The organism is Mucilaginibacter arboris, assembly GCF_009754915.1.
GTDB classification, from domain to species: Bacteria; Bacteroidota; Bacteroidia; order Sphingobacteriales; family Sphingobacteriaceae; genus Mucilaginibacter_A; species Mucilaginibacter_A arboris.
The window spans coordinates 245,606-259,069 of record NZ_WPIK01000002.1; the positions used below are offsets into that span (position 1 = coordinate 245,606).

General features: G+C 41.8%; 7 protein-coding genes. All 7 read left to right on the forward strand.

The window, feature by feature from the left end; genetic code table 11:
• Positions 1-150 precede the first annotated feature (150 nt).
• The 7 genes from GO621_RS02875 to GO621_RS02905 all read left to right on the forward strand — a co-directional run bounded on the left by GO621_RS02875 (position 151) and on the right by GO621_RS02905 (position 13,459).
• Positions 151-3,699, forward strand: a complete 3,549-nt coding sequence (locus GO621_RS02875) for a SusC/RagA family TonB-linked outer membrane protein (protein ID WP_157564012.1) — start codon at positions 151-153, stop codon at positions 3,697-3,699.
• A gap of 11 nt (positions 3,700-3,710) precedes the next feature.
• Complete coding sequence (locus tag GO621_RS02880) at positions 3,711-5,534, forward strand: RagB/SusD family nutrient uptake outer membrane protein (RefSeq protein ID WP_157564013.1); 1,824 nt, start codon at positions 3,711-3,713, stop codon at positions 5,532-5,534.
• 40 nt (positions 5,535-5,574) lie between these two features.
• The gene (locus GO621_RS02885; RefSeq protein WP_157564014.1) at positions 5,575-5,952 is read left to right on the forward strand and encodes a BACON domain-containing protein; all 378 of its coding nucleotides are present in this window, start codon (positions 5,575-5,577) and stop codon (positions 5,950-5,952) included.
• 326 nt (positions 5,953-6,278) lie between these two features.
• Complete coding sequence (locus tag GO621_RS02890) at positions 6,279-7,451, forward strand: glycoside hydrolase family 18 protein (protein ID WP_157564015.1); 1,173 nt, start codon at positions 6,279-6,281, stop codon at positions 7,449-7,451.
• Positions 7,452-7,800: 349 nt separating this feature from the next.
• Complete coding sequence (locus tag GO621_RS02895; protein ID WP_232335576.1) at positions 7,801-8,421, forward strand: RNA polymerase sigma-70 factor; 621 nt, start codon at positions 7,801-7,803, stop codon at positions 8,419-8,421.
• Positions 8,422-8,671: 250 nt separating this feature from the next.
• Complete coding sequence (locus GO621_RS02900) at positions 8,672-9,820, forward strand: FecR family protein (RefSeq protein WP_157564016.1); 1,149 nt, start codon at positions 8,672-8,674, stop codon at positions 9,818-9,820.
• Between the two features lie 126 nt (positions 9,821-9,946).
• Positions 9,947-13,459: a TonB-dependent receptor gene (locus GO621_RS02905; RefSeq protein WP_232335577.1), complete on the forward strand. Its 3,513-nt coding sequence runs from the start codon at positions 9,947-9,949 to the stop codon at positions 13,457-13,459.
• The last annotated feature ends 5 nt before the right edge of the window (positions 13,460-13,464 follow it).

Below are 13,464 nucleotides of genomic sequence, written 5' to 3' on the forward strand. Positions count from 1 at the left end.
GCAACGCTGATTTTTATGCGATAAAAGAAGCATGCTTTTTCTTGGCGCTTCTGTCATCTGCAATATTCTTTGTACTGCACAAGGATTATTGATCCACCACAATTTTTTAATACAGAATATACCATCACTCTAAACCTAAACAATCTATGTATGAAAATTTACAACTTTAAATCATCCGGAGGTTCCTGTACGGTACATAAAATCCTGCTGGCCATGAAACTGATCTTTTTACTGATGTTTACCGCTCTTTTACAGGCCCAGGCCGTTAGCCTGGCGCAGGGAAAGATCACGTTATCCGCAAAAAACGAACCGCTCGAAAAGGTTTTGAAGCAGATAAGAAAGCAGAGTGGGTTCGACCTGGTCTTTATCTCTACGGATATTGAACGCGCAAAACCGGTAACCATAAACGTAAAAGAAGAGACATTAGAGAATACCTTAAAACAATGTTTTCTGGATCAGCCTTTTGAGTTTTCCATACAATCAAAAGCTATTGTCGTGCAGGAAAAGCGCGTGCAGGGCCTCCTTAAAAATATTCAGAATATCTTAATGGATATCCGTGGTAAAGTGGTTGACGAAAGCGGCCTGGGATTGCCCGGGGCTTCGGTTAAAGTTAAAGGAACTGCTACAGGTACGATGACAGATGCAAATGGCAGGTTCAGTTTTAAAGGGATTGATGAAAATGCTGTTCTGGTAGTTTCGTTTTTAAGTTACGAAACGCAGGAAGTGAAGGCTGCTGCTAAATCTGAAATGGTTATTAAATTGAAGGCGAAATCAGGCAGTTTAAACGAAATTGTTGTGGTTGGCTATGGAACGCAGAAGAAAGAAAATTTAACCGGGGCGGTTTCTGTAGTTAAAGGCAGTGACCTGGAGAACAGGCCTGTAGTTAACGTCACCCAAAGTTTACAAGGATTGGTGCCTGGCTTAAATGTAAATGTAGGCGGCAATACCAAGCCGGGCCAAAGTTTTAACTTAAATGTTCGCGGCACGGCCAATTTAAGCGGAAGCGATAGCCCTTATGTATTGGTTGATGGCCTGGAAATGTCGCTGGCAGATGTAAACCCCAATGATATTGAGTCAATTTCTGTATTAAAAGATGCTTCTGCAGCAGCAATATATGGAGCAAGGGCGGCTTATGGGGTTATTTTGGTAACCACTAAAAAAGGCAGTGCAGATAAAATGTCTTTAAACTACTCTGGCAATGTAGGTTTAACTTCTCCTGTTAAACTGCCGGATATGGCAAACTCACTTGAATTTGCCAACTATTTTAACGCTGCCACCTTCAATGCTTTGGGCACGAAGCAATATTCAGACGATAAACTCGCGTTATTGGCTAAATATATAAATGACCCAACCGGTATGTCCATCTTTCCTGAGGTAAACAGTAACAACTATTCCAATTGGGAAAATAGCTCAAATGGGGTAGCCAATACCAACTGGTTTAAACTCCATTATAAACCATTTGCTGTAAGGCAGGACCATAACCTGAGCATGAGCGGGGGCAGTAACCAGGTACAATATTACATTTCGGGCGGTTATTATAACGAAGGGGGAAGTTTGAGGTATGCCGATATCAATTACGACAGGTATAACCTCAACGCAAAAGTAACTTCGCAATTAGCCAAATGGATCAAAGTAAAAGCAAACACTAAATACACAACCTCAAAAAACGTTACACCTCTTGCAGGCTTTGAAAACTTGTTCTTTCATAATCTGGCCCGTATGCGCCCGAATGTTTCTCCTTATGATTTGAATGGCAACTGGTCTGAACAATCGATGGTCCCGTATCTTCAGTCGGGCTCAAAAGCGCAAAATAACAATACAACGCTGGCTTTACTGACCGGATTAGAGCTTGAGCCCGTAAAAAAATGGAAGATATTTATGGACCTGAACCTCAGGCAACAGAGCAACGAGTCGTCTTCCCTGAAACTTCCAGGCACCATTTATGGTATCGACGGAACTCCGATAGCGGTGAACAGATCAGAATATAACATCCCGATAAAAGGAAGCTATGGCAGAACGATGGAGAAGGTTACTTACCTTTCACCCAATATTTATACCAATTACGCCTACTCGATACAGCAAAAGCACAACTTTGATCTAACTGTTGGATACCAGCAGGAATCAAACCAATACAGCAGCCTTACTGCCAACGCACAGGACCTGATCAGTGCCAACCGCCCGGGCATCTCCTTGTCTACCGGCGCTCAAACCATTGCCGAATCGCGTACGCATTGGGCCACAATGGGTGCATTTGGCAGGCTTACCTATAATTACAAGAGTAAATACTTGCTGGAAATGAATGGGCGTTATGACGGGTCATCGAGGTTCGCAGCAGGTTCCAGGTGGGGTTTCTTTCCTTCGTTCTCGGCAGGGTATAACCTGGCGCAAGAGAAGTTTATGCAGGATAAGGTTTCCTGGATCGATGAGTTGAAAATAAGGGGTTCTTATGGCTTTCTGGGAAACCAATCCGGCGCAGGTTTATATTCTTATTCTGAAAACATGAATGTATCTACACCCGGTATAGGTACCGGCCCCAGATATTACTTTGGAAGTGGGAGGGAAGCCAATATATATGCCCCTGGCGCTTTTAACCCTTTCGTTACCTGGGAAAAAGTGGAGAATACTGATTTCGGTTTAGATATGTCTGCATTTAAGGGCCGCCTTAATTTAACTTTGGATGTTTACCAAAGAAATACCCGCGACATGTTAGGTCCTACGCTTGATATCGCAGATATGTATGGAACAACCCCTCCGGTAAGCAATAATGCAGATTTACGCAACCGCGGCTGGGAAATTTCCTTAAATTGGAGAGGAAACATTAGTGAAAAGATCACTTATACGATCGGTGGTTTGCTTGCTGATTCTAAATCAATCGTTACTAAATATCAAAACCCAACCAAATCTAATCCTACAGCTACCTGGTATGAAGGGAAGACCGTAGGTGAAATATGGGGTTACCGAACCTCCGGATTAATTCAGAATGCAGCGGATGCGGCAGCATATAATAAGTTAGACCGTTCTTACCTGACCTCCATAGCATGGGTTCCCGGAGATGTGGCTTACCGCGACTTAAACGGGGACAATAAAATTAACCGTGGCGCCAATAAGGTTGGCGATATGGGCGATTTAACCATTATTGGCAATTCAACGCCCAGATACCTTTACTCCTTAAACGGCTCTTTAAGCTGGAAAGGTTTATCAATGTACATGTTGTGGCAAGGCGTAGGCAAAAGGGATTTTGCGCCACAGCTTGGAGATGCCTATTTTTGGGGTTCCGGAGCCTTAGCTCAGGTAACTGTGTTTAAACAGCACCTGGATTACTGGACGCCAGCTAACCCAAATGCTTATTATCCAAATCCTTATGCCTCGCCAGTAGGGTCTATCAATAGTTATATTAACAAAACGCAGCAAATTTCTGACAGGTATCTTCAGGATGCATCTTATTTAAGATTGAAAAATTTTACTTTAAGCTATAACCTTCCTCTTGCCCTCATCAGCAGAATGAAACTCAAAAAGGTGAATGTTTTTCTTACCGGGGAGAATTTGCTAACCTTTACCAAGCTGGCTAAAATGCTTGATCCTGAAACGCTTGCTACCGTTTCAGACCAAAATAACAACCTGCTGACTCCAAGCGCCGATGCTGGTAAAATCTATCCGTTAAGTAAAGTTTATTCCATCGGACTTAATATAGGCCTTTAAAATATCAGTATATGAAACACTTATTAAAAATATGGTTTTTGGCTGCATTAGTGCTGACCATCGTATCCTGCAAAAAGGATTTTTTAGACCAGCCGCCGCTGGATGTTCTATCTACGGCAGGTAATCTGTCCTCTACCAATGAACTCAGGCTCTATGTCAATCAGTTTTACGAACAACTTCCGGGGCAGCCAGGGGTTACAGGCGGGGCAGGTATTGCTTTTGACGATGCTAACAGCGATAACATGATCTTCACGAATGTGAACACCAGGCTTAATGGTGGCTTAGCCTTGAGCAACGCTACAGCTATCAGTGAATATACGGTCATCAGAAGTATAAATTATTTCCTGGAAAATTATAAGCACGCCACAGGCGATCAAACGCTGATCAATCAATACCTGGGCGAGGCTAAGTTCTTCAGGGCATATTTTTATTTTAACCTGGTAAAAAAGTATGGACCGGTAACCTGGGTAAACCATGTGCTTACCGCTGATCAGGAAATGACCCAGGTGCCAAGGGATTCCCGCCTTTTGGTGATAGATTCTGTACTGGCCGATCTGGATAGGGCGGTAACTTTGCTTCCTGCAGTTAGCAACAGTGCAACCATGCGGGTACATAAGGATGTTGCCTTAACTTTAAAATCAAGAGTGGCTTTATACGAAGCAACCTGGGAAAAATACCATAAAGCCAAAGGAGACCCATTTTGGGCAAAAGAGGTAACCGATGCAAAAATAAAGGATTACTTTACACAGGCAAAAGTTGCGGCCAGCACGGTAATGAGCAGCGGAAGGTGGGCGGTTTCCACAACAGGGAAGCCATTGGTTGATTATGCCAATTTATTTATCACGAAAGACCTTTCTGCAGACCGGGAAGTAATGCTGTGGCGCAAATACAACGTAAATGACAACATTGGCCACAGCGTAAGTAAATATTTATCTACCGATGGCGGAGATATTGGTTTAACACTTTCTTTAGTTGATGATTACCTTACCCGTACAGGAACTCCTTTTACAGGTCAGTTACGCACACAAATCCAGAGCGTATATGCCAATGAACTAATGGCCGACAAGCGTGACCCACGGCTTTCCCAAACTGCCGGAATACCCGGCGATCCGCTTAGGCCTGGCGTTGTTGTTCCTCCTTTTCCACCCATTAACCAAAGCGGTTTCAACAGGAGCACCACTGGTTTCCCGCTGCATAAATATATTGAATATACAGATGTGTCTGCTACTTCGGATGATTTTAAAAGTTCCGCTCCTGCCATCCAGTTCCGCTATGCAGAGGTTTTGTTAAACTTTGCCGAAGCTGTTGCAGAGCTTGGGGAAGACCCTAATCAGATCAAAACGGCCTTACAGCCTTTGCGCGACCGTGCAGGCATGCCAGGAGTGGATTTCGACAGGGAATACAACACCGATCCTGGGTATCCGTTTAAAAATCTGGACAAGGTATTACAATGTGTACGCCGGGAACGCAGGGTAGAATTTGCAGCGGAAGGAAGCCGTTTAGATGATATTATGCGCTGGGCGGCGGCAGATGTTTTGATTGCAGGCAAAAGGCCGCTGGGCGTTTTGTTTGTGGGCAGCAATATCTCCAATGAAAATAAAACTACAGGCTTTTACAAAGATGCCTTGTTGTATTATGATACTCCTCCTGCAGGGAAATCCATTAACTTTTATTTGACCGGAACTCCCGGAGATGCGCAAAGATATATGGACCCGTATAAAAATACCCTGCCTGCTGGCTATGGTTTTAATCTGGGAAGGGATTACCTATTGCCAATCCAGGACCGGATGCTTCAGTTAACGGCAGGAAAGTGGACGCAAAATCCCGGCTGGTAATTGTTAATAAATAAACATTAATCATTAAAAAATCAACCTAATGAAATTAAAAATTTATATAATCGCTACACTTTTATTGTCTTCTGTTTTATGGGGATGTAGAAAAGATGATCTTCCCGTCAAACCCCAGCCTTCTCCTTTTAGTGCAAGCATTAAAGCGGGCACTGCAACCCTGCCTGCCGCTGGTGGAACATCAAGCATTCTGATTACCGCTGGCGCTGATGGCTGGTGGATTGTAGTGCCAGACGATAAAAAAGCCTGGTGCTCCATTACCAGGGTATATGGTTCGGGTGATTTAGAAGTGCCGGTAAGCATCAAAGCCAATACAACAGGCTTGCCCAGAACAGTGGAGGTGGCAGTTAACCCCACCTTTAATTTACCTGCTGTAAAACTGGTGTTTAACCAGGCCGGGCAATAAAAGCTTTGTTCAGCCTGTTCTTCATGCTTCTTTTATCACCCTAAAATCAATAAGCGTTCTGCATCAAAAGCCCGCATGCGTTAAGGTTTTTGGTTGATAAAAGAAGCATGGTATCCGGTTAAATAAATAAAATTGCTGCCGCATATTGTACGATACTTCTTTTATGCCCATAAATTGTGGATACAAACTTGATCTCCAAAAGCATTAAAGGATCTTGATTTTTAGGCGATAAAAGAAGCATCGAAAATAAATGAACATCATTTATTAAACTCCTGATAAAGGATGAAAAAATAACTGAAAAATTAAAGATCAAACGGATTGTTAAAATGAACAGAAACTTAATTTGCTTTTTTCCGCTGCTGTTTTTTTCTCTTTTTTCCCGGGCCCAGGTAACTGAAAACAAGGTTGTAGCGGGCTATCTCACCATATCCAAACAGCATCCTTTTGATTGGGATAACCTGGAATACAAAAACCTCACCCATATCATCCTGTCGTTTATGGAACCTGTTTCAGCAACAGATCCTGCGCTCCGGTATCACGGCCCGGAAGATGTTTTTGCAAAATATGACCTGAAAGAAAAAACATTTTTCGGGTTTGCTTCCAGGCTGATTGCTGAAGCCCACAAAAATAAGGTGAAAGTTATTTTGGGATTATGCGGAGGAAATGACCTGCATGCTTCAGACCTAAAAGGCTTATTTGCGGATGATAAGCTGAGAAGTTCTTTTATTCAAAATGTTTTGGCAACATGCGTTAAATACCATTTTGACGGTGTTGACCTGGATTATGAATATCCCGGATCAAAACAAGAAGGGGAGGGGATCACCAAATTTACAAGAGAGCTGCGCGATGCGGTGGACAAGAGCAATAAGCTCGATCATGGCCGCCCATTTACGATAACGCTTGCCTGCCCCAAACTGGATGCCTTAGGCCAATGGTACGATTTTGCAGCACTTACCCACTATTGCGACTGGTTTAATATCATGACTTATGGTTATGAAGCAAGCTTCACCAAATTTGCAGGTTTTAACTGCCCTTTATATCCTGCTCCTGAGGCAATTGCTGCCGGAAGAAATATCAGCGTTGACCAATCGATGTACGAATATTTTCATCTGCAAAGAAAAGTCCCTTTGGATAAACTGGTAGTCGGTTTAGGGTTTTATGGTTGGCTGCATCAGGATTATACCAGATTATACGGGGCAAAATCTGCATCAATATCTTTAAGTTATGCTGATATCGTCCAAAATTATCTCAACGCTCCCGGTTGGGTTTACAACTGGTCCGATGCTTCAAAAGTGCCTTATTTAACCAATGAAAAAAACAAGGAAATGATCACTTATGATGATGCCATATCGATTGGCATCAAATGCAATTATGCGATAGAAAAGGGGTTCAGAGGGGTAATGATCTGGGAATTATCAAGAGGATACCTTTACCGGAAACAAACAGATACGCAGCCTTTGCTCCAGGCGGTGGGCGATAAGTTTAAATTACAGCATTAATATCTGTTGTAGGTTTTTTCAGGATATTTTCATGCTTCTTTTATCGCCTAAAAAACCGCAACTTTTATTGTTTTTGAATTGGTTTAGGACTTGAAAACCAAAATTTCAGGCATAAAAAATTATTTTCAATTCTGTTGATAAAACTATAAATAAGCCCATGCAAAATATTTTTAATTTAATATTTCTTTAAATGCTTTTTTAAATTGTATTTTTAAAAGTCTTATGTATAACTTAATTATTCATTTGATTGGTTCTGCACTTCCGAAATTATCAACCTAAATCAGTGCGTTACCTGTTTTTAAAAAAGCTATTATGCCGTTTATACAAGAGGAGGTGTTTGATCTGAAACATGAAAGCAAATATGGAAAACCGGCCGTATAAAGACCTGCCGGAACAAGTTTTGTTCGCTCTTTTTCAGCAAAGCAACGAAAATGCTTTTTCAGAGATCTATTTCCGTTATAGCGGGGCCTTGTACAAGCATGCACTGAAAATGCTGAAGGACAGGGACGAGGCCAAAGATATTATACAAGATATTTTTGCCAGCTTTTGGTTAAAAAGGGAAAGCCTGATTTTAACAACTTCACTCGCATCTTATCTTTATACTTCGGTCCGTAATAAGGTGTTGGATGTGTTCTCGCACGAAAAAGTTGCAGCCAGATATCAGCAATCGTTACAAGCTTTTATTGATCAGGGCGAATTTATTACGGATGATTGGTTACGTGAAAAAGAACTAACGGCAATCATAGACCAACAGATAGCGGAACTGCCACCCAAAATGCGGGCCGTATTTGAACTAAGCAGGAAAACACAGCTATCCTACAGGGAAATATCTGAAGAATTGGATATTTGTGAAAACACCGTGCGGAAACACATCACCAAAGCCATAAAAAAGCTGAAGGTTAAGTTGGATACAGTAGTTATTATTGCCCTAACCGTCGTTGAAATTATCCAGCTGATCAGGATTAAATGATAACCTTATATCATTTTTCTAAATTCTGCCCTTCATATTTCATGCTTCTTTTATCACCTAAAAATTAAGCCTCCTGGTTTTTTTATAGAAATATGCTGAACACTGATTTTTAGGTGATAAAAGAAGCATGGCTAATCCTAAGCGTAAAGGGTTTCTGCGCATAAGTTCTTATGATTATATTTTTTAAAGTACTACTGCCTGCCCGGTTAATCGTCGTTACAATAATTAAGGCGAAAAAACCTTAAACGTAATGATAGAAAAAGAAGCTCAGGAATTATTAAAGAAATACCGGTTAGGTACGTTAACAGACCAGGAACGTGCCCTGCTCGAAAGCTGGTATATTCAATATGCGCGGTCAAACTCAAACATAGACATCTCTCAGGAAGAGTTGCAGGAAGATCTGGACAATATTTATAACGCTTTGCCTATCCATAAAAAAGCGGTAAGAAACTTATTTGCCCCCCGCAGTATCCGTTTTTCACTTTATGCTGCGTCTGTTGTCCTTTTTATGATTGCCGGAATGCTTTTTCTAAAAAATAAACAGAGGCACGTTCCAAAATTGGCATCTGCTTATCAAACTACTATAGCGCCGGGTAAAAGCAGTGCAGTTTTAACCCTGGCCGATAACAGGAAGATTGTACTGGACAATAATTTTTCGGGAGCTATTGCCCATGAAAATGGAATAACTGTAAGTAAAACAACCGCGGGGCTTTTGAGATACACTGTAAATGAAAAACAGGCTTCAAACGATGCAACTGTTGCATATAATACTATTTCTACTCCGGTGGGAGGGGAATATCAGGTGGTATTGGCAGACGGAACGGAGGTTTGGCTAAATGCCCTGTCATCCATCCGCTTTCCAACTTCTTTTAAAGGAAGCGAACGAAAAGTGGAAATCACCGGCGAAGCTTATTTTGAAGTTGCAAAAAATGCCCAAATGCCCTTCCGCGTAGTCAGCGGATATCAGGTTGTTGAAGTATTAGGCACTCATTTCAACATCAGTGCTTACCCGGATGAAAGTGCTGTTGCAACCACCTTATTGGAAGGATCGGTAAAAGTTGCTATGAACGATGGCCAGGTTAAGGTTTTGAAACCGGGCCAGCAGGCTTTAATCCTCAAAAAAAACAACTCGTTTACGGTAAAAGATGTGGATGCAGAAGATGCTGTGGCCTGGAAAAACGGTTACTTTCAATTCGCCGACGATGACCTGAAAAGTATCATGAACCAGCTTTCGCGCTGGTATAATGTAGAAATTGTATATCAGCATGCTAACCTGGACCAGAAATTTGGCGGTACAATATCACGCTCTAAAAATTTATCCCAGGTTTTAAGGATATTGGAACTGACAGGAAATGTCAGGTTTCGGGTAGAAGGAAGGAGGGTAACGGTTATGCCTTAAACTTACTTTCAGAACCATTTGAGCTTTGTAAAAAAGCCCGAAGTGCTGCTAACACTTCAGGCCATGTATCGGGCTTTCATTAGTATCAGTTTTACTACAACCTCTATTAAACCCAAAATCAAATTTATGAAAATTTATTATTGGATGGCGAATAGTATGTCCTATTCCCACCGAAAAGTTCTGATGATCATGAAGCTAACCTTCGTTTTGATGATAGCAATCCTGTTCCAGGCAAGGGCAGGTGGCTATGCACAAAAAATTACACTTTCCGGGGAGAACGTTTCTATGGGAAATGTGCTGAAAAAAATCAGCAGGCAGAGTGGGTATGACTTTTTTTATAACTCATCGCTTATCAAAAAAGCTAAACCTGTAAATATAAACCTGAAAAACGCAAGTTTGGAAGAAGCGCTGGTGCATGCTTTTGCTAATCAGCCTTTTAGTTATACCATTGATGAAAATACGGTAGTTGTAAAAGAGAAACAGCAACATACAAATGCTGCCCCGATCCAGGTAAAAGGAAAGGTAGTGGATGAAAAAGGAGAGCCGTTAACCGGGGTGACCGTAAAAGTAAAAGGGTCGCAACAAGCAGTTTCAACCAATTTAAATGGCGAGTTTACCCTCTCTGATGTCCCGTCTGATGCGGTATTGCAATTTTCTTTTATCGGTTATTTAACCAAAGAACTGCCTGCCAAACCCAACCTGGGTACGATACGGATGGCAGTTAATGAATCCAAGCTTAATGAAGTGGTTGTCGTAGGTTATGGATCTGTAAAAAAAGGTGACCTGACAGGCGCGGTGGCTTCTTTAAAACCAACGGAAACAGAAGCGGCTACTTTTACTTCGGTGGACAGGTTATTTCAGGGGAAAATTGCAGGGGTTAATGTTTCAACAACTACCGCCCAGCCCGGCGCTGCGGTTTCGGTGATCATCCGGGGTGCAAACTCTTTGAGGGGCGACAATCAGCCGCTTTATGTAATTGATAATGTGCCGCAACAATCTACCGGCGCCGCACAACCTTCACCTTTCAGCAGTTCAGATATTCAAACAGCGCAGAATCCGTTGGTAGCACTTAATCCGGAAGATATAGAAAGCATAGATGTTTTAAAAGATGCCTCTGCAACAGCCATATATGGCTCGCGCGGGGCAAACGGGGTCATCATCATTACAACAAAAAAAGGAAAGAAAGGGCGCGCTAAACTAAACCTGAGTTACAATACTACAGTTTCAACAATAGCAAGAAAGCGGGACTTGTTAGATGCAACAGATTATGCCAACTATCAAAATAGTCAGAATGCTGCTGGCGGTGTACTTCCCAGCTATTATTTCTCTGGTAATGAGGTGCGGTTTTATCAAACAGGAACTACCGGGCCTGCCTATAACCCATCCGATCCAAGCACCTATTCTGTTATTCAGGATGTTGACTGGCAAAATGTGGCCTACCATAATGCTGTTTCTCAAAATGCGGCTTTAAGCGCCAGCGGTGGTACAGACAATACCACTTACTATTTATCTGGCGGCTTTAAAAATATCCAGGGAATTAGCAGGGGATCGGGTTTAAAACTTGGCACTTTCCGGGCAACCTTAATTTCCAAGCTTACAGAAAGGCTTAACCTTAATCTGGTTTTGGGCGGTTCAATGGGGAAAAATAACATGTCGCAGGGTGGTGATAACTTAAGGGGCACGGGTAATGCCAATATCACCAGGGATGCATTATCCAGCCAGCCATTTATATTGCCGCCCAATAGCATACTTAATGATGAGAACCGTACAAGTGTTAACAGCTGGTTAGCTGATTATGATGATATCGCTAATACCGGCAATTTTAACGGATCACTTAACCTTAAATACACCATTTCAAATGCTTTTAATTATAGCGTTAGGGTTGGCGGCGTTAATAGTTACAATGATCGGGCCAGGTGGTTTGGTACCTCATTATTTCCTGGCTATAATACCAATGGTAATCTTGGGGTATCCAATACTAACAGCACTAATTATACCATTGAAAATATCTTAGGCTTCAATAAGCAGATCAGTCCTGTTTTTAAATTTGATGGCATTTTAGGGGCTACTTATGATAATTACAACAGCCTGATCAATAACGTTACCGGGACAAATTTTAATATTTATTCTCTGAGAACAAAAGGATTAGCGCTTGCAAATGTGGTTAATGTGGCTACTCCGCTTCAATCCGATTATCAGATCGCCTCATTTTTAGGAAGGGCTAATTTCGACTTTTTTGGAGGTAAATACCTGGCAACTTTAAACTTTAGGGCTGATGGGTCAAGTAAGTTTCAAAAAGATAAATGGGGATATTTTCCGGCTGCTGCCCTGGCATGGAAAATAGACCAGGAGGATTTTATTAAAAACAGCGGTTTGATCAGCCAGCTTAAATTAAGGGTGGGCTGGGGCATTACCGGAAATCAGAGCATTGCACCTTATTCAACCATCAATCAGTTCACCACTTCTAATATATCGTATGCTGATCCAAGCGGCAATAAACTTTTAGCCGCATCTTCTGTGGGGCTCGCCAACACCAATCTTACCTGGGAAACTACTCAATCAGATAATTTGGGTCTGGATTTTGGAATATTAAAAAACAGGATTAACGGTAGTATCGATGTTTACCGTAAAACTACTACCGATCTGCTTTTATCCAAAACGATACCCGCATCAAACGGGTTTACAAGTTTATTGGTAAACCAGGGCTCTATCCGCAACCAGGGCATCGAATTAGCGCTTAACGGAGAAATATTAAGGAATTCCGCTGTTAAATTAAGCCTGAATGGTAATATTGCAGTTAACAGATCAAAAGTTTTGGATATTGGCCAATTACCGGCACAATTTGGTGCAAATACGTTAAGTGCATTTACCGGAAACGCAATTGGCCAGTCTTTTTATCAGGATTATGCCAATATTTTTGCAGTTGGCTATGCCCCGGGAATGTTTTATGGTTACAAGACAGATGGCATTATTCAGAACTTAAACGATATTACCTATACTGCAGCCGACGGTACCAAAAAGCTTACTACTTACTCTATCATAACCGGCGGCGCCAGTCCTAAAGTTGGGGATGTAAAGTTTGTTGATGTTAATGGCGACGGCGTGGTAAACGCAAACGACCGAACTTTTATCGGAAACCCAAACCCGGCTTACACTTATGGCTTTGGCTTTAATCTTTCTTATAAAAAGTTCAATTTGTCATCCACCTTTTACGGGGTACAAGGGATTCAAAAGATCAACGCCAACGACTATTTTGAGGCCGGGACTTTTGGCACCAGTAATATAAGGCAGGATGTATATAACAGTATCTGGACGCCGCAAAACCCCGGTAACACTACTCCCCGTATCGGCGCTTCAAATATAACGGTTATTTCTGACAGGATTGTAGAAAATGCCAGCTTTCTCAGGATGAGTGATGTAACGCTTTCCTATACCCTTCCTGATCAAGTAATGAAAAGAATGGGTTTAGGCCGCAGCAGCTTTTACATCTCCGGAAAAAACCTGCTGTTGCTTACAAAATATAAAGGTTATGACCCTGAAGTAAATTCTTTTGGTTTTGACGGGCTGCGCCAGGGCATTGACTGGAACGGATTTCCAAATGCAAAATCATTTATACTCGGTATTAATATTGGTCTTTAAAAATA

What these genes read in the sequence shown, in the direction of transcription:
- GO621_RS02905 (WP_232335577.1), top strand. Translation starts at nt 9,947, where the DNA reads ATGAAAATTTATTATTGGATGGCGAATAGTATGTCCTATTCCCACCGA.
- GO621_RS02900 (WP_157564016.1), top strand. Translation starts at nt 8,672, where the DNA reads ATGATAGAAAAAGAAGCTCAGGAATTATTAAAGAAATACCGGTTAGGT.
- GO621_RS02885 (WP_157564014.1), top strand. Translation starts at nt 5,575, where the DNA reads ATGAAATTAAAAATTTATATAATCGCTACACTTTTATTGTCTTCTGTT.
- GO621_RS02875 (WP_157564012.1), top strand. Translation starts at nt 151, where the DNA reads ATGAAAATTTACAACTTTAAATCATCCGGAGGTTCCTGTACGGTACAT.
- GO621_RS02895 (WP_232335576.1), top strand. Translation starts at nt 7,801, where the DNA reads ATGAAAGCAAATATGGAAAACCGGCCGTATAAAGACCTGCCGGAACAA.
- GO621_RS02880 (WP_157564013.1), top strand. Translation starts at nt 3,711, where the DNA reads ATGAAACACTTATTAAAAATATGGTTTTTGGCTGCATTAGTGCTGACC.
- GO621_RS02890 (WP_157564015.1), top strand. Translation starts at nt 6,279, where the DNA reads ATGAACAGAAACTTAATTTGCTTTTTTCCGCTGCTGTTTTTTTCTCTT.